Origin of the sequence: Pseudomonas sp. R3-56 (genome assembly GCF_051132075.1) — a bacterium.
In the GTDB taxonomy this organism is placed as follows: domain Bacteria; phylum Pseudomonadota; class Gammaproteobacteria; order Pseudomonadales; family Pseudomonadaceae; genus Aquipseudomonas.
The window spans coordinates 5,419,147-5,439,883 of the sequence record NZ_CP071657.1 but is presented as its reverse complement, the minus strand read 5'-3'; the positions used below and the strand labels follow the sequence as shown (position 1 = coordinate 5,439,883).

The window sequence follows — 20,737 nt, the reverse complement described above, 5'->3', positions numbered from 1 at the left end:
ATCAACTCCCAAGGGTCGGTCAGGGGCGTTTAACGCTTGTTGTTCAAGCTGTTGCCTGTTTTTCAAGCTGCTCTAGAGCGGCCTCCAGGGCCAGTCGGTAACCGCTGGCGCCAAGGCCGCAGATCACGCCTACTGCTACATCGGAGAAGTAGGAGTGATGGCGGAAAGGTTCGCGTTTGTGCACGTTGGACAAATGCACTTCGATGAATGGGATGCTCACTGCCAGCAGCGCGTCACGTAAAGCGACGCTTGTATGTGTAAAAGCCGCGGGATTGATCAGAATGAAGTCCACGCCTTCGCCGCGCGCGGCATGGATGCGGTCGATCAATTCATATTCGGCATTGCTTTGCAGGTAGAGCAAATGATGGCCGGCGCTACGGGCCCGTTGCTCCAGGTCCTGGTTGATCTGGGCCAGTGTCACGGCGCCATAGACGCCCGGTTCACGGGTGCCCAGCAGGTTCAGGTTGGGTCCGTGCAGGACCAGAAGAGTCGCCATCTGCTGTTCCTTGTTGTCTGTGAGCAGGTGTCAGAACCCGGAGACTATGCCGCAAAGTCTTTGTGACTGTCCAGTTCCCGGCAATAGCCGGCACGTTGACCGATGTTTGCGCGAAGTTTGTGACCATGCCCCCGGGTTCGGTCACTCGCAGCCATGAGCCCGCATTTGAACCCTGTGGGAGTAATACTCTTAAGGCAATCGAACCATCCGTGGCGAGGGAGCTTGCTCCCGCTCGGCTGCGCAGCAGTCGTAACCGGCGGGCGTGGTGTGCCTGATGCTCCGCACATGGCAGGTTTTGGGGCCGCTTCGCGACCCAGCGGGAGCAAGCTCCCTCGCCACAGGTTTAGTGGGCTTCTGAAATCACACCCGGAACGCCTGCACCGCCGTGTGCAACCGCCCGCCCAGGAGCAGCAGGTTGTCGCCCTGTTCCCGGCCCTGACCGATGCGCTGCAGGTTATCCCCGCCCAGTTGGTGGATCCGCTCGCTGTGATCGCGGATTTCGCTGACGGCGCCGCTTTGCTGGGCGGTGACATCGGCGATGCGCACCGCCGTATCGGCGATGGTCTGGATCGCCTCGACGATTTTATCCAGTGCACCATCGGCCGCCTGGGCCTGGCTGGCGGTGGCTTCGGCGTGTTCGACCTGGGCGCGCATGCCTTCCACGGACTGGCGTGCAGCCTGCTGCAAACGGGCAATCAGCGCCTGGATCTCGGCCGTGGCGCCTGCGGTGCGTTGAGCCAGGGAGCGGACCTCCTCGGCCACAACCGCAAAGCCGCGGCCCATTTCCCCGGCGCGGGCGGCTTCGATGGCGGCGTTGAGGGCCAACAGGTTGGTCTGGTCGGCAATCGAGCGGATGACGGTCAGCACGCCGCCGATGGTCGCCGACTCCTCAGCCAGCTGTTCGATCATCTGTGCATTGCCCTGCACTTCGCCGACGAGCGAGTGCAAGCCGGCGAGGCTCATGCCGATCACTTTCTGGCCTTGCTCCACGGCATGGCCCGCACTGCGACTGGCATCCGCGGCCTGGCTGGCGTCGCCGGCCACTTGCTGGATGGTCGCTTCGAGCTCACTGAGGGAGTCACGGATCAATGCCGTGTCACCGGCCTGGTCTTCGGCACCGCTATGCAATTCGCCACTGAGCTCGGCCAGGGTCCGGCTGCTGCCGGCCACCTGTTCGGCGTTCAGGCGGATGGTACCGACCAGATCCACCAGATAGGCGCGCAGGCGATTGAGCGAGGCTTCGATGTCCTGCAATTCACGGTTGCTGGCGCCGACACGGATATCGCCACTGAAATCGCCTTCGGCCCAAGTGGAAAGGGCCGGCGCCAGGCGGGTCAAGGTCCGGGCCAGGCGTCGCTGCAAGGTATCGATAAGAAGGGCGATCAGCAGAATCAGGCCGATCATCACCCCTTGGATGACCCGTACTTCGCCCTGGATCTGCCCATGTTGGGCACGGACCGCAGGCTCCATGGCGTCGATTGCCTGTTGCACATCGGTGGTTTTCAAGTGCGTGGCATCGGCCAGCTCGGTGCGTTTCTGGATCAGTTCGCGCGTGCGCGCCAGTTCCGCGGGATAACGCCCGAGCAGGCTGTTGAGTTCGCGCTTGAGGGCAATCCCGGCGTCTTCGGCGGCGGTCTTTTCCTCGGTTTCCAGACCCATCAACGCGGCGAAGTCATCGCTGCCCGATGCGTTGCTGGCGGTGACGCCGAGCAGCGGCAGACTGTCCAGTTGCTGGGCCTGGGTGCGGACGTTGGCCAGTTCCCGTTCGACATCGGCGGCCAGTTCACTGCGGCCGCTGCTGACCAGTTTGTCCCGGGCGAGGGACAACCGGCCCAAATGCTGTGAGGCAGCAAACAGCGGCGGCAGATAAGCCGGCGCGCCGTTGGCGTACTGGGCAAGTTGGTCCAGGCTGGCGCTCAGCTCACGTTCAGCCTGCAACAACAGGGCCTGTGGATCAGCCGCCAGTTTGCCGGCGGCCAGCAGGTCGGTCTTGCTGAAACCGTCAAGGTTCGACAGGCTCGGGCTTAGCGTCCTGGCCAGCTCCGGCGGGAACTGGTCCAGATCTTTTTGCAGGGTTTCCAGGGCCTGGGTGGCTGCGCTGAGGCGCAAGGCGTCGCCGCTGGCCAGGTAATCTTCGATGTTGCGCGCCACTTCGCCCTGGAACTGCCGCGACAGGCCCAGGTAGCGTTCCATCAGCAGATAAGGACGCTCCAAGGCAATCTGCGACCACCATAGGGTGGCGCCGAGGCCAAGGCATACGGCAACTAAAAGAACAGTGTTGAGGTTGGTCAGCAGCTTCAGGCGCATCAAGGGTCTACCGGGGGCAGAATCGTAAGTGCCTGAAGTTATTGCGTTTGCGTTACACGTTTATGACCGAATCAGTCGATTCCGATGAAAAGGTGGCACTTTGCTTTGATTGCCGGGCGCTCTGCACCCGATTGCGCCCGGCGTGCTTGGCACGGTACAGCGCCTCGTCCGCCTGGCTGGCCATCATCAGGCTGTCGGACTCTTCGCTCATCTCCACCACCCCGGCGCTGAAGGTGCACCACAAGTCCTGGGGTTGGGCCGGGTAGTGAATCTCGGCAAAGCGCTGGCGGATTTCGTCCAGCACTGTGCAGGCGGCATCAATATCGGTGTCCGGCATGACGATGGCGAACTCTTCGCCGCCGTACCGGCCGATGAAATCGGTTTTGCGCAAGCGTTGCTTGAGAAACAGCGCCAGGCTCTTGATCACCCGGTCGCCCATGGGGTGGCCGTGGCTGTCGTTGACCCGTTTGAAATGGTCGATATCGAGCATGGCGAAGCTCAAGGGCTTGCCCTCACGGCGGGCGCGGAAGCTGCAATCTTCGAGCAATTGCAGGATATGAGTGTGGTTGTACAGGCCGGTGAGGCTGTCGCGCACCATCCGCGCCTTGAGATTGCGGGCCCGTGCTGCACGGTTGCGCACAGTGGTGATCAGGTGCCTGGGCTTGATCGGTTTGGTCAGGAAGTCATCACCGCCCTCGCTCATGGCGTCGAGCTGTTTGTCCAGGTCGTCTTCGGCGGACAGGTAAATGATCGGCACGCTGACGTAGCGGTCGTTGTGGCGGATCACCTTGGCCAGTTCCGTACCGGTGCAGGCGGGCATGTACATGTCGAGGATGATCAGGTCGGGCTGGAAGTCCGCCAGCTCGGCCATGGCCTGGATCGGCTCGATCAGCGTGCGCGTGACAATGCCGGCGCTGTTGAGCAGGCGTTCGGTGTGCAGGGCCTGGGCGCGGGAGTCATCGATGATCAACACTTTGTAGGGTTCGTACTGGGCGACGCAGGTCAGCACTTCGATTTTTTCCAGCAGGCTCGAGGCCTCCAGCGTGCCGGTGAGAAACTCCTGCCCGCCGGCGCGCACGGCGGCCAGCCGCGTTGGTGTATCGGTTTCCAGCAAACTGAAAAACAATAGCGGCAGTGGTTGATCCAGGCCTTCCTGGGCTTGGGCCGCCAGCTTCAGGCCCACGCCCGGGCCGCTGAAATCCACGTCCATGACAATGGCCGCAGGCAGGCGCTCGACCATCGCGGCCCGGAATGCAGCGACGCTGTCCAGGGACTGGGCGCTGAGGCCGAAGAATTCCAGTTGCTTGGCCAGCCGTTCGGCACGGTCATGGTCTTGCAGCAATATGTAGATGGGCTTGCGCAGCGGCGGCAGGAAGGTTTGCTCGAGCTGGTCGCCATGGCGCAAGCCGGTGCGGGACAGGCGTTGCATCAAGCGATTGATTTCGGTGATCAGCTGGCTGCTCAAGCGCCCGCGATTGGCGTCTACCGCTTGCAACGACTGACCGATACCTTGGGCAAGCTGGCAATGCTCAGGTTGCTCGAAGCGCTCGGCAAAGCGCAGCAGGCGCAGATTGGCTTCACTGAGCTCCGACAGATCGGTACTCGACCATTCGCTGCGTTGCAGGCGCTGCCATATCTCCAGGATCTGACGAGCCTGATGAATTACCCGCTGGGCAAAGTGGTGCTTGAGGCGCTCGCGGCTGGGGTCTTCTGGCTCGGTCATATCCTGACTACTAGTTAGGGGGCATGCTGAGATCGACTGGTGGCTCTATGCTAGCACCTCTTTTCCCTTACATGAGTGTTCTACATCAATAATCTGCCAGGAGGCGCCATTCAGTTTCTGACCTATCGGTCTGGAATTGCCTTTGCGGACGTGGTGACGGCCCGATGAATAAAGGTCTTCAGGGGTTTTCAATAGCCGATCCAAGCTATTTCGGTACGGCACAACGACGCGGCTTCGGGATGTTGCCTGCGCTTTTCTTCGACGTTGTTTCTTCGATTTTCCAGCCGATGAGGTTCAGGGATTCCCCTAGGCGGGTCTTTGTCTCATGGTCGTAATTCTCCGATAAGCCCAACGACGGATGCCGGCCAAGGCACGTTGATGTAAGGTTGTGGTCGAACCGTGAACTCAAGTGATTGAAGGGACATCGCCATGCTGGACTGGAAGAACCGCGCGGGCAGCGCGCCTGAACGCGCCGCCGAACCGAAATCGGACACCCGCAGCTATCTGGGTGGGCTGTTTTTCAGTCGGGCGCTGGCCACGCTCATTGGCCTGTACCTGCTGGTGACTATTGCAGTCGGCTGGTATTGGAGCCAGGAGCCCGAGTTATTTCCGGTACAGCAGAACGCCCAGGCAGCGGCCGAGAAGGATGGCCGGCAGATGGTGGTCGGCTACACCACCGTGGAAACCCTCAAGACCGTCGCCGGAACCTTGCTGACCAAGCAGGGTGGCTACATTTCCAACGACCGCTTCCCGCCAGGCCTGTGGATGGACAACATGCCCAGTTGGGAATACGGCGTGCTGGTGCAGGTCCGCGACCTGAGCCGTGCCCTGCGCAAGGACTTCGCCCGTTCCCAGTCGCAGTCCGCCGAAGACGCCGACCTGGCCAAGGCCGAGCCGCGCTTCAACTTCGACAACCGCAGTTGGGTGCTGCCGTCCAGCGAATCGGAATACCAGGAAGGCATCAATTCCTTGAGCCGTTATCAGGCGCGCCTGTCCGATCCAAGTCAGAAAAGTGCGTTGTTCTACGCCCGCGCCGACAACCTGAACAACTGGCTGGGGGATGTCGGTACGCGCCTGGGGTCGCTGTCCCAGCGCCTGTCCGCCAGCGTCGGCCGGGTCAAGCTCAATACCTCGCTGAAGACCGAGGTCCCGGCGCCAGGCCAGGTGCCGCAGGTTGACGAAGAGGTGGTGGAGACACCTTGGCTGCAAATCGACAACGTGTTCTACGAGGCTCGTGGCCAAGCCTGGGCGCTGTCTCACTTGTTGCGCGCCATCGAGGTGGATTTCGCAGACGTGCTGGCGAAGAAGAACGCGACGGTCAGCGTGCGGCAGATCATTCGCGAACTGGAGGCTTCACAGGAGCCGATCTGGAGCCCGATGATTCTCAACGGCAGCGGCTTCGGGGTGTTGGCGAACCACTCGCTGGTCATGGCCAACTATATTTCTCGCGCCAATGCGGCGGTGATTGACCTGCGGCAATTGCTCAACCAGGGCTGAAGGATGGACGAAAGCACCCGGGAAGACGCTCACCGAGTGGCCTCGGATGCCGAGCTGATCGCTTGGGTCGACGAAGACGACAATCTGCTCGGCAGCCTGGTGCGCTCGGATCTGCGCGAGCGAGGCCTGATCGGACGCGGCACCTACATCATGCTGTTCAATTCGGCGGGCGAGCTGTGCGTTCATCGAAGGACTTTGAGCAAGGCTATCTACCCCGGCTATTGGGATGTCGCGGCAGGGGGAATGGTTCAGGCCCACGAGACGTACGCCGAGTCGGCGGCGCGCGAGCTGGCCGAAGAACTGGGCGTGAGCGGCGTCGAATTGGTCGCCCACGATCATTTCTATTTCGAGGACGCTGGCAGTCGCCTGTGGTGCGCGGCGTTTTCCGCCGTGTGGGACGGGCCGTTGGTCCTGCAACCGGAAGAAGTCCTGGAAGCGCGCTTTCTGCCCGTCGAGCAGGTGCTCGATGAAATCCGCCACAAACCGTATTGCCCGGACTCCCTGGCGGCGCTTGGGCGCTATTTGCGCGCCCGTGAGCGCGGTGTCGCAAAGAAGCTGTAAATTGGCGCTGATTGGCCCTTAGCAAGTGGGCTTTTTGTCGTTACACTGCGCGACTTTTCAAGCTTGGCCGACTTCGTTCGGTCCAGCTGCGCTGCCCCTGCCTGAGTGGGGCTTCGCGGTCGAGGCACTTTCGCCCCTCGACCAGTCTTTGTCCTCCGAAGAGGATTGCCGGTGGCCAAAAAAGCCGCATCCTTCGCCGCCCTGGGCGGCCTGGTATTTTCTACCGACGCCGGTCGTCATTGCCCTGATTGCCGCCAGCCGGTGGATGCCTGCATCTGCAAACAGACCGCCATACCCGCCGGAGACGGCATCGCTCGCGTACGCCGCGAAAGCAAAGGCCGAGGTGGCAAGACGGTGACCACGGTCACCGGCGTGCCGCTGGCCGAGGACGCGCTCAAAGAACTGGCAACGACGCTGAAAAAGCGCTGTGGTACCGGCGGCGCGTTGAAGGATGGCGTCATCGAGATCCAGGGCGATCACGTCGAGCTCTTGCTGGCGGAACTCACCCGACACGGTTTCAAGGCAAAGAAGTCCGGCGGCTAGCAGCTTCTGTGAAACCCACCCTGGCTTGATCCGAACCCCGGTTCGCGATCGCCCACATGGTTTTCACAGAGCCTGTTCTGAACGGGGTTCTAAACTCAGCGCTGCGGGCAGGGTCTACCTGCTTACAGGCAAATCGTCATTTCCATTCTCTAGACTGCGCCAGCCTCCGACCGGATGGTGCATTTTGACTTCTTTATAGGGGACTTCGATGTCCGTACGACGCACACGCAAAGACGATGGCAGCCAATGGACAGTTGCGGACAGCCGCAGCGTTTATGGGATCCGCCATTGGGGGGCCGGGTATTTCGCGATCAATGAAGCCGGTCGCGTCGAAGTCCGTCCGAACGGCCCCGACAGTTCGCCGATCGATTTGTACGAGCAAGTCGATCAGTTGCGCCAGAGTGGCCTTTCGTTGCCGCTGTTGGTGCGCTTCCCCGATATCCTGCAAGATCGGGTGCGTCAGCTCACCGGCGCGTTCGACAGCAACATTGCACGCCTGGAATACCAGAGCCAGTACACCGCGCTTTACCCGATCAAGGTAAACCAGCAGGAGGCGGTGATCGAAAACATCATCGCCACCCAGAATGTCTCCATCGGCCTGGAAGCCGGTTCCAAGCCCGAGTTGCTGGCGGTGCTGGCCCTGGCGCCAAAGGGCGGGACCATCGTCTGCAATGGCTACAAGGACCGCGAGTTCATCCGCCTGGCGCTGATGGGCCAGAAGCTGGGCCACAATGTCTTCATCGTGATCGAGAAAGAGTCCGAAGTCGGCTTGGTGATCGAAGAGGCTGCGTCGCTCAAGGTCAAGCCGCAGGTCGGTCTGCGGGTGCGCCTGTCGTCCCTGGCATCGAGCAAATGGGCCGATACCGGTGGCGAAAAATCCAAGTTCGGCTTGTCCGCAGCGCAGTTGTTGTCGGTGGTCGAGCGCTTCCGCGGCGCCGGCCTCGACCAGGGTATCCGCCTGCTGCACTTCCACATGGGCTCGCAGATCGCCAACCTGGCGGACTACCAGCATGGTTTCAAGGAAGCGATCCGTTACTACGGTGAGCTGCGCAACCTCGGCCTGCCGGTGGATCACATCGATGTCGGCGGCGGTCTGGGCGTGGACTACGACGGTACGCACTCGCGCAACGCCAGCTCGATCAACTACGACATGGACGACTACGCCGGGGTCGTGGTGGGGATGCTCAAGGAGTTCTGCGATGCGCAGAGCCTGCCGCACCCGCACATCTTTTCCGAGAGCGGCCGCTCGTTGACCGCCCACCACGCGATGCTGGTGGTCCAGGTCACCGACGTCGAGAAGCACCATGACGATGTGCCGGTGATCGAAAACAAGGAAAGCCTGCCGGAAACCGTGCAATGGCTGGTGGACCTGCTGGGCCCGACCGATATCGAGATGGTCACCGAGACCTACTGGCGTGCCACTCACTACATGAGCGACGTGGCTGCGCAGTACGCCGATGGCAAGCTGACCCTGGCGGAAAAAGCCCTGGCCGAGCAGTGCTACTTCGCCGTGTGCCGTCGTCTGCACAACTCGCTGAAGGCCCGTCAGCGCTCGCACCGTCAAGTGCTCGATGAGCTCAACGACAAGCTGGCCGACAAGTACATCTGCAACTTCTCGGTGTTCCAGAGCTTGCCGGACACCTGGGCGATCGGCCAGGTGTTGCCGATCCTGCCGTTGCATCGTCTCGATGAAGAGCCACTGCGCCGCGCCGTGCTGCAAGACCTGACCTGCGATTCCGACGGCAAGATCAAGCAATACGTCGATGAGCAGAGCATCGAGACCAGCCTGCCAGTCCATTCGCTCAATCCGGGCGAAGACTATCTGCTGGGCATTTTCCTGGTGGGTGCCTACCAGGAAATCCTCGGTGACATGCACAACCTGTTTGGTGACACCGATTCGGTGAACATCTACCAGAACGCCGACGGCAGCGTGTACCACGCCGGTATCGAAACCCACGACACCATCGAGGATATGTTGCGCTACGTGCACCTGTCGCCGGAGGAGCTGATGACTCACTACCGTGACAAGTGCGCCAGCGCCCGTATCACGGCGGCAGAACGCACCCAGTTCCTGGATGCCCTGCGTCTCGGGTTGACTCGTTCCTCCTACCTGTCTTCCTGACAGGGCAATAGCGCCAAGCGCAACGCCCTCCGGGGCTGTCAGAAAATACGTCGCATGCCGCGGGTATTTTCGGACAGTTCCGGAGGGCGTTTTGATTTGCGCTGTGGAAATTTCCTCACACGGGGGCAGCTAATCGGAAAGGTCCTTATTTCGTGTAGTCCCGTTCCTTACTTGTACTTGGCCCCTCTACTCGACCCGGGCTCTCGGCCAGAATGCCCGGTCGCCCCCTCCTGTAGAGAAATGCCGATGTCCTGTCCAGCCCGCGAGTCATCATTTCGTCTGGAGATAGCCGGTCTGCCCGAGTCCTTTGTTGTCGTGGCCTTCACCGGCAATGAAAACATCAGCGAACCTTTCCTGTTCGAGGTGGAACTGGTGACCAGTGACACGCCGCTGGACCTGGCGGGCCTGCTGTACCGCAGCGTCTGGTTGAGTTTCGGGAGCTGCGGTCGGGGCATTCACGGACAGCTCCACGAAGTTGTGCAGCACCGTCATGGAGGTAATTGCCATGTGCGCATCGAGCCGAAGCTTGCATACCTGGCGCAGCGCTTCAGCCAGCGGGTGTTCAGTGGCCGCTCGGTACCGCAGATCATTCGCCAGGTCTTGAGCGGGCACGGCATCGGCGGGCGCGGGCTGTGCCTGGACTTGAGCGGTGATTTTGCGACGCGGGATGTCTGTAGCCAATACCGGGAGTCCGACCTGCAATTTTTGCAGAGAATATGCGCCCAGGCTGGTATCCGGTTCCATTTCGAGCATGCCCGGGATGGGCACTGCCTGGTTTTCTCCGATGCGCCGGGCAGTGTCTTTTCCGCTGACGAGGTTATCTACGGCGGTGACGGCCAGGCTGACGCAGTGCACGCCTTCAGCGCTCAGGCTGGCTCCGAGGGTATCGGCATACAGGCCGCCGAGGGCCAGAGCGATTTGATGCACTTGCACAGCGGGCAGACCCTGACCCTGACCGCTCACCCTTTCAAGGACTGGAACCGGCGCTGGTTATTGACCAGGGTCGAGCATCGTGGCCAGTCAGGTCGATATGCCAACCGGTTCCGAGCCATTCCCTTCGGGCTGTCGTTTGTGGCAGAAAAGGTGCCTGCGAAGCCGGTCATGGTGAGCCGGCAACGCGGATGGGTGGTAAACGTGGATGAGCCTGCAAACCAGGTGCCTGGGCGAGTGGCGGTGCAGTTCGACTGGGTCTATCAAGGCGAAGGGGCCAGCGCCAGCCATTGCTGGCTGCCGTTGGCGCCTGAGCTGGCGGCCTGCGCAGGCGATCGGATTCGTGAGGGCACCGAGGTCCTGGTGAGCTTTATCGAGGGTGACCCGGATCGCCCGCTTATCTGTGCCTTTCTCGGCCCACTGCCCCTAATTGGCACACAGCCAGCGCCAGCCAGTGCGAGTTTGTCAGAAACTCCCGGGACGCCTGGAGTCGATGACCACCTGTTGTCTGCAGTGCGCGGTGGCGAGCCGCTGTTCCTGCTGTGCCTGTTGCCCGGCGCAGGGGCGTTCAACCCCTGCGCCCGTGCGGTGTGCATCTGCCGCCTGGTGACGCAACGTGGTGCGGGCGCAGCGCCATGAACGCTGCCGCCATGCCTGGGGCCACGCCGCAATGGCTACTGCTCGACGCGCCGAACGGCCGCGGAGCCGCGCTGCGCCTGCGGGAGCAATTTGCCGAGGCACGGTGCTTTCTTCTGTTCGAAAACACCGATCTTCACGAACTGAGGGACGATGGACCGCTATTGGTTGATCTGCAGCGATCGCCAGCGCTGGCCAGCCTGTGCCATCTCGATAGCCGGTCCTGGCCGGGGTTGTTGATAGTGAGCGCTGCGCCTGTCGAAGCGTTGCTGATGCATTTGCGACGCATGCTGACGGTCACGCTGGGCCTGCACTACAAGGCTTTGTTGAGCTATTACAACCCACACACCGCGAGTTATTTTTTTGATGGTTGCGACCCTCGGGAACTCAGTTGCTGGCTGGGGCCGATCAGCCTTCTGCGCTGGTTCGGAGGCACCTGGGCTGATCGGACCATGGGCTCGGAGGGCTGGCAACAGCTCGCCAATCCTGGCTTGTCGGTGCCGGCGCTGGAGAACGAGCCGGGCCTCAGTGACAGGCAACAAAGCCAGTTGCAGGCGTGTGTATTGGAGCGTCATGTCTGGCGTTGGTCCTGCTCCATTGGGCATGACTACTGGTCGCTCTGGGAATATTTGCAGCAAGGGTTGGCGCTGGGGTTCAGCGAACAGAGCGCCCTCGACGGCTGGTTGTGGCTACGCTTGCAATACCCTGATGCTCAGCCAGCGCCGGAGCTGGCTGGCGGCTCGCAACACGAACGTCTGGAGCAGTTGCGGCGGCTATGGCAAGGCAACCAGGATTGAAGGCCTCACCGGGCATTGCCACCGAGCCAGCTGTCGTGTCGTTGCAAACGCCAGGCGAAGGTGCCGAGCGTCAGGCTGCGCAAGGCCATGAACAGCAGGAAAGTGATCCACAGGCCGTGATTGCCCAATCCTTGCAGGACCCAGGCGAACGGCAACGTCAGTAGCAGGGTCAGGAGCATGCCGTTGCGCATTTCCCGGGCGCGGGTGGCGCCGATGAACAGGCCATCGAGCAGATAGCTCGATACCGCAATCAACGGTAACGCCGCCAGATAAGGCAAGTAGTGGTAAGCGGTGTTCCGCACTTCGGTGATGTCGGTCTGCATGTCGATGAACAAATGCCCAGCAAGCAGGAACAGCAGGGCAAACCCGAGGCTGGCAATCAGTGACCAGCCGCTGGCAACGACCAGCGCGCGGCGCAGGGCCAGGCGGTCGCGAGCCCCAATAGCGTGGCCGCACAGTGCTTCCACGGCGTGGGCCAGGCCGTCCAGGGCGTGGGCCGTCAGCAGCAGGCCGTTGAGCAGCAGGGCATTGGCGGCCACGGTCGCATCGCCCAGGCGCGCGCCTTGCACCGTGATCAGGAAAAACACCGATTGCAGCACCAGGCTGCGGATGAAAATGTCCCGGTTCACCGCCAGCAACGGTCGCCAGCTCTGCCACAAGCCCAGCGCCGCCCAGGCTATCTGCCCAGGCCAGTTGCGCAGGGTGTTGCGCGCCAAGGCCAGGCCTACCAGCGCGCCCGTCCATTCGGCGATGACCGACGCCCGGGCCGAACCGGTCACGCCCCAGTCCAGGCCGATCACGAACCAGAGGTTCAAGGCGATGTTCACCAGGTTGGTCACCAGCAGGATCGCCAGCGGCGCGCGGGCGTTCTGGGCGCCGAGGAACCAGCCGACCAGCGCATAGCTGGCCAGCGCCGCCGGCAAGCCGAAAAGGCGAGTGTGGAAGAAATCGCGGGTCAACTGGTTGAGTTCGGCGGACGGTTGCATCAAGTGCAGCGCCACGTCGCTCAAGGGAATGCCGACGGCACCGAGCAGCACCGCCAGCCCCATCGCCAGCAGCAGGCCCTGCAACAACACCTGGCGCAACGCCGCGCCGTCGGCACGCCCGGCCGCCTGGGCGGCGAACCCGGTGGTGCCCATGCGCAGGAAACCCATGGCCCATGCCAGCACCGTATACAGACTCGCTCCGACCGCCACTGCGCCCAACTGATGGGCATGGGGCAAATGGCCGATGACGGTGCTGTCTACCAGCGCCACCAGCGGCACGGAAATGTTCGAGAGAATCATCGGCGCAGCCAGCGCCCAGACCCGGCGATGAGTAAGGCGGTCGCGCCAGTCGGTAATCAGCTTGGGCATGCGGGCTCCTTGAAGGAGCGCGATTGTAGCGGGTTCCTGATAATCGTTCCCTCAGCGTTCGGATTCATCGTGGCGAGGGGATTTATCCCCGCTGGGCTGCGCAGCGGCCCCAAAACCAAACACTGCGGTACGCCAGTTGAACCGTTCCGCCCGGTCTGCGACTGCTACGCAGCCGAACGGGGATAAATCCCCTCGCCACAGGTATTCGGCGGTGAACGCCTCAGTGAATAATCCAGCTCAACAGCCACAACCCCAGCACCAGCCAGATGATGCCCATGACGATCGACGCCCGCATGAAGGCGCGGATCGCCGAGTACAGCAGCATCAGCCCGAGGATCAGCGCAATGATGCTGATGATTGAAGTATCCATTCCCAGCGTCCGGGACAGGCCTTCGACAAAATTGCCGCCGGCATTGGCCAGGGTGTTGAACAGGCCACTGAGCAGATCGACGATAAAACGGATCACCGAACCGAGCGCCTGACCGAGCCATTCGAAAAAGCTTTCTACCTGCATGTATGCGTCCTGATGAGAGGGAATCCACGTTGAGCCTTTTGCTCCTGAATGTAGGAGCGGTCCGGGCCGGGATCGTTCGATTATGGGGCAAACCGGCGCTTTGTATCGAGACTCTTGCCTTACCTCGTCATCCCCTCGAAGCTATGCGCATCCAGGAGAGCCCGATGAACCTTGTTGAACTGACCGAACGCCTGCATGCCATCCGTGATCGTAACGATTGGCGGCAGTTTCACAGCCCGAAAAACCTGACCATGGCCGCCAGCGTCGAAATGGCTGAATTGGTGGAGATTTTCCAGTGGTTGACCGAGGAGCAGTCACGCCAGTTGCCCGCGGAAAAACTTGCCCACGCCGGGCAGGAAATCGGTGACATCGTCTTGTACCTGTTGCTGCTGTGCAGCGAGCTGGGCCTGGACATGGACGCCGTGGTGCGCAGCAAGTTGGCCGACAGCGAACGGCGGTTCGGCCAATGAGCGATCGCCATTTCGATCAACTCGCCACGCGTTTTGCCGAAAAAATCTACGGAGGAGCCAAGGGGGCGATTCGGCTGGCCGTGCTTCAGGCCGATCTCCTTGAAGCGTTGCCGGATCGCCCCTTGCGAGTGCTGGATATTGGCGCGGGGCTGGGCCACATGTCGCTGTGGCTGGCCGAGCGCGGGCATCAGGTCACCCTGGCCGAACCGGCCGAGCCGATGCTCGAAGGCGCTCGCCAACGCTTTGCCGAGGCGGGCCAGGCCGCAACGTTCATCCAGGCGCCGTGGCAGGATCTGCTCGGCCAGCTCACCGAACCCTACGATCTGGTGCTGTGCCACGCGGTGCTCGAATGGCTGGCCGAGCCCCATGCGATCCTGCCGGTGCTGCATCAGTTGACGGTGCCTGGCGGCTGGTTGTCCCTGGCGTTCTACAACCGCGATGCGCTGGTCTATCGCAACCTGCTCAAGGGGCACTTTCGCAAACTGCGTAAAAACGACATGGCCGGCGAGAAACAGAGCCTGACCCCTCAGCAACCGCTTGATCCACGAGAATTGGCGGCGCAACTTGAAGGCCTGTGGCAGGTCGAAACCCAGAGTGGGGTGCGGGTTTTTCACGACTATATGCCGGTGGAGTTCCAGGGCCGTGCAGAGCTTGCGCAACTGCTGGAGATGGAACTGGCCCACCGTCGCCATCCGGCCTTTGCCGGCTTGGGACGTTATCTGCACTGGGTTTGCCGTCCCCTCTGATCCGCAAAGCAATCGGAGAGCGAAATGAAAGGTCGTTCAGGGTTAATGGTGTTGTGCCTGGGGCTGGCGGCCTGTCAGGGCAGCAACCCTTATGTCGCGACATCCAGGCCGCTGCCGCCAGCACCACCCGAGGCCGCCACGGTATTCGATCGCAGCGCCTATCCCGCACCGCCCCGGGATTACGGGCGCTATCGCAGCTGGGCCTGGCTCAACGGCCGACTGCCACCGGGCACGGCCTGGGCGGACTCGGCGCAGGTGGCCGAAGCGGTGAGCAATGCCCTGGACCAGCGCGGCCTGCGCCCGCTGCATGACAATCGGCCGGCGGACCTCTTCGTCAGTGCCGACCTGCGCCTGGAGACCCGCGTACGCCAGGTTCGCGACGATTATGATTCAGGCTACTACGGCGGTTACAACCGATACGGGCCGGGTTATGGCATGTACAACAGCGTCCCCGTGGTACGCACTTACCGGGAGCAGGTCGTGGTGGTTCGGGTTGATCTGTTCGATGCCCGCAACAACCAACCGGTTTGGAGTGCCAGCGCCGAGACCAGCCAGCGAGGCAGTCAGAGCGAACGCAGCGATGCCATTCGTGAGGCGGTGGAGAAGGCTCTTTCGGCTTATCCTCCCAGTTGATTACGCAACGGAGAAAAACCATGTTTCGCCGTATCGCCCCATTTGCCCTGGCCTTGTTGCTGGGCGCCTGTACGTCCAATCAGGTCAATCATGACTTCGACACTACTCGTGATTTCGCGGCCTACCGCAGCTGGAGTTGGAAAGAGCCGGCGTTGCAGTATCGGCCGGATGACCCGCGCATCAAGAGCGACCTGACCGAACAGCGGATCCGCCAGGCCATTGCCGATCAGCTTGATCAGCGCGGCTTGCGCCCGGCTCCGTCCGGTACCCGCAGCGATGTGCAGGTCCAGGCCTACCTGATCGTCGAGGACCGTCAGCAACAGGTGACGACAAACTACGGCGGCGGCTGGGGCGGCCCCTGGAATGGCTATTGGGGAGGGCCGATGTATAACGAAACCCGCAACGTCAGCTACAAAGTCGCCACGGTGCAGATCGACCTGCTCGACGGCAAGGACGGCAAGCTGGTGTGGCGCGGTAGCGATGAGCAACTGCTCAGCGAGTCGCCCAACCCTACGGAGCGCAGCACGAAGGTGCGCGAGACGGTGGGGCGGATCCTGTCGAATTACCCACCGCGTTGATTGAGCATTTCCTGTGGGAGCGAGCTTGCTCGCGATGGCGGTGGGTCAGTTTGCATACTCGTTGAGTATGCAATTGTCATCGCGAGCAAGCTCGCTCCCACAGGATTGATAGGGACACTTTCAGGAAACCGGCTGCCAACTGCCGAGCATGTGCTCCAACTCTCCAGCCCCCACCAGCCGCAGTTTTCCACTGGACCCCGCGGCGCTCGCCAGCAGCGTCACCTCGCTGGGCAGGCGCACCGGTTTCCTGAAGGTCACTTCGATCTCGATGTTGGCCTCGGGCAAATGGTCGTCCAGCGCCGCTAACGTCCGGGCCTTGTTCCACAGGCCGTGGGCGATGGCGGTGGGGAAGCCGAACAGCCGAGCGCTGGCGGCGCTCAGGTGGATCGGATTGTAGTCGCCGGACACCTTGGCGTATTGCCGGCCGATGTCGGCAGGTGCTGTCCAGTGTGCCACTTCCGTCAACTCAAGGGCGGCAATCGCCGGTTCCTCCACCAGCGCCCCATCAAGCTGGACGCCTTTGCACAGCATCTGGCTTTCGGCCTCCCACAGCGGTCCCAGCTGATCTTCAATGCGGGTCACGAGATCGAACACCGCGCCCTTGGCGTGCGGCTGGAGATTCTCGACATTGACGCTGGCGCGCACCTGGCTGACCCCGCCCATGGGCCGCAGTATGCGGATGCGGTTGCTGAGGTGGATCAACCCCAGCAGCGGGAACGGAAAATCCCGATCCGTCAGTAGCTGCATTTGCAGGGCGAACGCCAGCACATGGGGATAGGTCGGTGGCAGCAGGCCGTTTTCGGTAAAGCCGCAGACCTTGCGATAGGCCGCCAGGCGTTGCTGATCAACCTGGATCACTTGGCGCAGCCCAACGTCCGGCAGGGTAGTGCCGGTGATCTTGCGGCGTGTCGCGGCCTTGGCGTACAGCCCGGACATCGACGGCGCGGCGTGTATCTCATGCCATTGGATCGTCATGATCAGGCCCCCAGCAGGCTTTGCCCACACACGCGCAGCGCCTGTCCGGTCACGGCGCCGGTGCCCGGTTGCGCGAGCCAGGCCACGGCTTCGGCGACATCCTGGGGCAGGCCGCCCTGGCCCAGCGAGCTCATGCGTCGCCCGGCTTCGCGCAGGGCGAAAGGAATATCTGCGGTCATGCGGGTTTCGATGAAGCCTGGCGCCACGGCGTTGATGCTGATGCCTCGGGCCTGCAGGGTTGGCGCCCAGGCTTGAGCCAGGCCGATCAGCCCGGCCTTGCTCGCGGCGTAGTTGGTCTGGCCGCGATTGCCGGCGATGCCACTGATGGATGCCAGCAGGATAACCCGGCCGTTATCGCGCAGGGTGCCGCTGTCGAGCAGGGCCTTGGTCAGCACTTGCGGCGCATTGAGGTTGACTGCCAGCACCGCGTCCCAGAATTCCGGTGTCATGTTGGCGAGGGTCTTGTCCCGGGTGATGCCAGCGTTATGTACAACGATGTCGACGCCGTCGGGCAGGTGTTCAATCAACTGCGTGGCTGCGTCTTCTGCGCAGATGTCCAGCGTCAGGCTGCGCCCGCTCAGGCGTGCGGCCAAGGCATCGAGGTCGGCCTTGGCTGGCGGTACGTCCAGCAGGATCACATCGGCGCCATCGCGGGCCAGTGTTTCGGCAATGGAGGCGCCGATGCCACGGGCAGCGCCGGTAACGAGTGCCTTGAGCCCCGTCAACGGACGGGTCCAGTCCTGGACCTGGGTTGCACAGGCCTTGAGACGAATCACTTGCCCGGAGACGTAGGCACTCTTGGGCGACAGGAAAAACCGCAGCGCACCTTCCAGCTGGGTTTCGGCGCCTTCGCCAACGTACAGCAACTGCAGCGTCCCGCCATGGCGCAGCTCCTTGGCCAGGGATCGACTGAAACCCTCCAAAGCCCGCTGGGCGCTGGCGGCGAACGGGTCGTCGAGGTTTTCCGGAGCGCGGCCGAGGATGACGACATGAGCGCTGTGGTCCAGATTTTTCATCAGCGGCTGGAAAAACTCGCGCAACTGCTTGAGCTGGTCGACCTGTGCCAGGTGGCTGGCGTCGTACACCACAGCCTTGATTTTCGGGCCGTGCCCGGGGATCCATTCAGTGGCGAGCGTCGGTTCGCCACCGTAGATGAAAATGGCGTCGGTCAGGCGCTTGGCGAATGTGCCGACCTGTTCGGTCAGCGGCCCGCCGCCCAACAGCAAGGCACCCTCGATTGGCCGCAGGCGCCCGGCTTGCCAACGCTCCAGGCGTACCGGCGATGGCAAGCCGAGAGCGCCAACCAGACGCAGGCCAATGGGCGAATTGGCAAAGTCTATGTAACGGTCTGACATGGAACACACTCCGGCTGATGAGGTTCCAAGTGTGGACCATGTTTGGCAATCAGTCGTTCGATCGGCGGGATAAAGCCTAAGCTGTGTTCCAGAGCACCGCCTTCACATGGGAACAAGCCTGCTCCCATGGGTGATGGGTCAACGCTGACGGCACATTTGGACATACAAAGGGGAGTTCTACATGGCACAGCTACGCCGCGTCGCGATCATCGGCGGTAACCGCATTCCTTTCGCCCGCTCCAACGGGCCCTATGCCACCGCCAGCAACCAGGCGATGCTGACCGCTGTTCTTGAGGGCTTGATCGAGCGCTACAACCTGCACGGCGTGCATATCGGGGAGATGGCCGCGGGGGCGGTGCTGAAGTTTTCCCGGGACATGAACCTGACCCGCGAGTGCGTGCTCGGCTCGCGGCTGTCGCCCAGCACACCCGCCTATGATGTGCAGCAGGCTTGCGGCACGGGGCTTGAGACGGTGCTGCTGGTGGCCAACAAAATCGCCCTCGGGCAGATCGACAGCGCAATTGCCGGCGGCGTGGACACCACCTCCGACGCACCGATCGGCGTCAATGAAGGGCTGCGCAGGATCCTGCTGCAAGCCAATCGCGCGAAAACCACCGCCGATAAAATCAAGACGTTTTTGCAATTGCGCCCCGGGCACCTGGTACCTGACCTGCCGCGCATCAACGAGCCGCGCACTGGCCTGAGCATGGGCGAGCACTGCGAGTTGATGGCGCAAACCTGGCAGATCCCCCGACAAGAGCAGGATCAGTTGGCTTTGGAGAGTCATCAAAAAATGGCCGCCGCTTACGCCGAAGGCTGGCACAACGACCTGATGACGCCGTTTCTCGGCCTGACCCGCGACAACAACCTGCGCCCGGACCTGACCCTGGAGAAACTCGCTTCCCTCAAGCCAGCCTTCGAAAAAACCGCGAAGGGCACGCTGACGGCGGGCAATTCCACCCCACTGACCGATGGCGCCTCGCTGGTGTTGTTGGCGAGCGAGGAGTGGGCCAACGCCCGTGGGCTGCCGATCCTGGCCTACCTGCGTGACGGCGAAACGGCGGCGGTGGACTTCGTCAACGGCGCCGAAGGTCTGCTGATGGCGCCGGTCTATGCCGTGCCGCGGCTGTTGGCGCGCAACGGCCTGACCTTGCAGGACTTCGACTATTACGAGGTTCACGAGGCGTTCGCCGCCCAGGTGCTGTGCACCTTGAAAGCCTGGGAAGACGCGGATTACTGCAAGGCCCGCCTGGGCCTTGATGCGCCGCTGGGTACTCTCGACCGCAGCCGGCTGAACGTGAAGGGCAGCTCACTGGCCGCCGGACATCCATTTGCTGCAACTGGCGGGCGCATTGTCGCCAACCTGGCCAAGCTGCTGGACGCGGCAGGGAAGGGCCGGGGGCTGATTTCCATCTGCGCAGCCGCCGGCCAAGGGGTGACCGCTATCATCGAGCGCTGACGATGGCCTCGCTCTTTTGCGATGCCTGCGCCCGTTGCCGGCTTGCATAGCGTTCGGCGAGGATCGAGCAGACGATCAGTTGCAGCGGGTGATAGATCATGATCGGCAGCAGGATCAGCCCGAGGCCGGAGTTGTTGCCGAAAATCAGCGCCGCCATCGGCACTCCGGCGGCGAGGGATTTCTTGCTCGCGCAAAATACCGCGGCGACTTCATCGGCGTTGTTGAAACGCAGGGCGCGAGCGGTGCGGGTGGTCATCCACAGAATGACAGCCAGCAACACCGCACTGCCCAGCACGGCGCTGAGCAGCACGCCATGACCTTGTTGTTGCCAGATCCCGGAAATCATCGAATTGCAGAATGCGGCGTAAACCAGCAGCAGAATGACCAGTTTGTCGATGATGCTGGTATAGCGCTTGTAGCGCGCGAAAAAACCGGCCAGCCAGCGCCGCAAAAACTGCCCGAGCACCAGCGGCAACAGCAACATCATGCACAGGTCGAGCAGCGTCGAGCCCAGGTCGATGCCGTCGGCACCGTTGCCGACCACCAGGCTGACCAGCAGCGGCGTCAGGAGAACCCCCAGCACGCTGGACAGGCTGGCGTTGAGAATCGCCGCAGGTACGTTGCCGCCGGCGCTGCCGGTCAGGGCCACCGAGGACGAAATGGTCGAAGGCAACGCGCACAGGTAAAAGAACCCCAGCATCAACAAGGACGGCACATGGCTGCCCAGTGTCCAGTTGCCGAGTAGCCAGATCAACGGAAATACCCCAAAGGTAAAGCCTTGCACCATCAGGTGCAGTCGGATGTTTTTCAGGCCATGGCGGATCTGCTCGCCGGACAGATTGACGCCGTGGAGGAAAAACACCACGAAGATGCCAATGTTGACCACCCATTCGGCATGCATGGCGCCGCCGGTAGCGCCGAAGCGCGGGAAGAAATACGCCAGCAGCGTGGCGAGCAACATGCCGCACAGGAACCAGTCGGTCGCCATGCGCTTGAGGTGTCTGAGGATGTGCATAGGGCACCGTGGATTGTAAGAAGAG

18 protein-coding genes and 1 pseudogene are annotated in these 20,737 nt (G+C 62.2%); 11 read left to right on the top strand and 8 right to left on the bottom strand.

Going from position 1 to position 20,737, the window contains the following annotated elements:
* Positions 1-43: 43 nt before the first annotated feature.
* The 3 genes and pseudogenes from aroQ to J3P96_RS24710 form a co-directional block, all read right to left on the bottom strand.
* A complete protein-coding gene (gene aroQ, locus J3P96_RS24720) occupies positions 44-496 on the bottom strand; it encodes a type II 3-dehydroquinate dehydratase (RefSeq protein ID WP_305497076.1) in 453 nt (150 codons plus the stop codon).
* 360 nt (positions 497-856) lie between these two features.
* Positions 857-1,363, bottom strand: a pseudogene (locus tag J3P96_RS24715) (methyl-accepting chemotaxis protein); the annotation flags it as partial.
* A 1,492-nt stretch (positions 1,364-2,855) separates the two neighbouring features.
* Positions 2,856-4,526, bottom strand: coding sequence for a diguanylate cyclase (locus J3P96_RS24710; protein ID WP_434569935.1), 1,671 nt, complete (start codon positions 4,524-4,526; stop codon positions 2,856-2,858).
* 429 nt (positions 4,527-4,955) lie between these two features.
* Between J3P96_RS24710 and J3P96_RS24705 the strand changes: the two genes are divergently transcribed.
* The 6 genes from J3P96_RS24705 to J3P96_RS24680 all read left to right on the top strand — a co-directional run bounded on the left by J3P96_RS24705 (position 4,956) and on the right by J3P96_RS24680 (position 11,612).
* On the top strand, positions 4,956-6,023 hold the full coding sequence (locus tag J3P96_RS24705) for a DUF2333 family protein (RefSeq protein WP_434569934.1): 1,068 nt from the start codon (positions 4,956-4,958) through the stop codon (positions 6,021-6,023).
* 3 nt (positions 6,024-6,026) lie between these two features.
* Positions 6,027-6,584: an NUDIX hydrolase gene (locus tag J3P96_RS24700; RefSeq protein WP_434602708.1), complete on the top strand. Its 558-nt coding sequence runs from the start codon at positions 6,027-6,029 to the stop codon at positions 6,582-6,584.
* Positions 6,585-6,755: 171 nt separating this feature from the next.
* A complete protein-coding gene (locus J3P96_RS24695; RefSeq protein ID WP_434626306.1) occupies positions 6,756-7,127 on the top strand; it encodes a translation initiation factor Sui1 in 372 nt (123 codons plus the stop codon).
* 208 nt (positions 7,128-7,335) lie between these two features.
* Complete coding sequence (gene speA / locus J3P96_RS24690) at positions 7,336-9,249, top strand: arginine decarboxylase (protein ID WP_039593533.1); 1,914 nt, start codon at positions 7,336-7,338, stop codon at positions 9,247-9,249.
* A gap of 246 nt (positions 9,250-9,495) precedes the next feature.
* Positions 9,496-10,818 carry a type VI secretion system Vgr family protein gene (locus J3P96_RS24685; RefSeq protein ID WP_434653771.1) on the top strand — a complete coding sequence of 441 codons (1,323 nt, stop codon included), beginning with the start codon at positions 9,496-9,498 and terminating at the stop codon, positions 10,816-10,818.
* Positions 10,815-11,612 (top strand): DUF4123 domain-containing protein, encoded by a 798-nt coding sequence (locus tag J3P96_RS24680; RefSeq protein WP_434653770.1) that lies wholly within the window; start codon positions 10,815-10,817, stop codon positions 11,610-11,612. Before J3P96_RS24685 ends, J3P96_RS24680 begins: the two co-directional genes overlap by 4 nt.
* Before the next feature lie 5 nt (positions 11,613-11,617).
* Here J3P96_RS24680 and J3P96_RS24675 read toward each other — a convergent pair whose 3' ends face one another.
* Positions 11,618-12,967, bottom strand: coding sequence for an MATE family efflux transporter (locus tag J3P96_RS24675; protein WP_434653769.1), 1,350 nt, complete (start codon positions 12,965-12,967; stop codon positions 11,618-11,620).
* A gap of 220 nt (positions 12,968-13,187) precedes the next feature.
* On the bottom strand, positions 13,188-13,481 hold the full coding sequence (locus J3P96_RS24670) for a hypothetical protein (protein ID WP_305497064.1): 294 nt from the start codon (positions 13,479-13,481) through the stop codon (positions 13,188-13,190).
* Between the two features lie 164 nt (positions 13,482-13,645).
* Between J3P96_RS24670 and J3P96_RS24665 the strand changes: the two genes are divergently transcribed.
* Genes J3P96_RS24665 through J3P96_RS24650 form a run of 4 tightly spaced genes read left to right on the top strand, consistent with a single transcriptional unit; the run spans position 13,646 to position 15,908 of the window.
* Positions 13,646-13,951, top strand: coding sequence for a MazG-like family protein (locus J3P96_RS24665; protein WP_434569928.1), 306 nt, complete (start codon positions 13,646-13,648; stop codon positions 13,949-13,951).
* A complete protein-coding gene (locus J3P96_RS24660; protein ID WP_434569927.1) occupies positions 13,948-14,697 on the top strand; it encodes a methyltransferase in 750 nt (249 codons plus the stop codon). Before J3P96_RS24665 ends, J3P96_RS24660 begins: the two co-directional genes overlap by 4 nt.
* A gap of 24 nt (positions 14,698-14,721) precedes the next feature.
* The gene (locus J3P96_RS24655) at positions 14,722-15,330 is read left to right on the top strand and encodes a DUF4136 domain-containing protein (RefSeq protein ID WP_305497058.1); all 609 of its coding nucleotides are present in this window, start codon (positions 14,722-14,724) and stop codon (positions 15,328-15,330) included.
* 20 nt (positions 15,331-15,350) lie between these two features.
* Positions 15,351-15,908: a DUF4136 domain-containing protein gene (locus tag J3P96_RS24650; protein WP_434569926.1), complete on the top strand. Its 558-nt coding sequence runs from the start codon at positions 15,351-15,353 to the stop codon at positions 15,906-15,908.
* 120 nt (positions 15,909-16,028) lie between these two features.
* On the opposite strand, the gene J3P96_RS24645 is transcribed toward J3P96_RS24650, so the two are convergent.
* Complete coding sequence (locus J3P96_RS24645) at positions 16,029-16,883, bottom strand: MaoC family dehydratase (RefSeq protein WP_434653768.1); 855 nt, start codon at positions 16,881-16,883, stop codon at positions 16,029-16,031.
* Between the two features lie 2 nt (positions 16,884-16,885).
* Positions 16,886-18,238: a 3-oxoacyl-ACP reductase gene (locus J3P96_RS24640; protein ID WP_434653767.1), complete on the bottom strand. Its 1,353-nt coding sequence runs from the start codon at positions 18,236-18,238 to the stop codon at positions 16,886-16,888.
* Between the two features lie 181 nt (positions 18,239-18,419).
* Here J3P96_RS24640 and J3P96_RS24635 point away from each other — a divergent pair, with 181 nt between their 5' ends.
* Positions 18,420-19,697, top strand: a complete 1,278-nt coding sequence (locus J3P96_RS24635) for an acetyl-CoA C-acetyltransferase (RefSeq protein ID WP_434653766.1) — start codon at positions 18,420-18,422, stop codon at positions 19,695-19,697.
* Here the strand turns inward: J3P96_RS24635 and J3P96_RS24630 are convergent.
* Positions 19,684-20,712: a bile acid:sodium symporter family protein gene (locus J3P96_RS24630; protein ID WP_434653765.1), complete on the bottom strand. Its 1,029-nt coding sequence runs from the start codon at positions 20,710-20,712 to the stop codon at positions 19,684-19,686. The two genes, J3P96_RS24635 and J3P96_RS24630, sit on opposite strands and share 14 nt — an antisense overlap.
* Between the last annotated feature and the right edge of the window lie 25 nt (positions 20,713-20,737).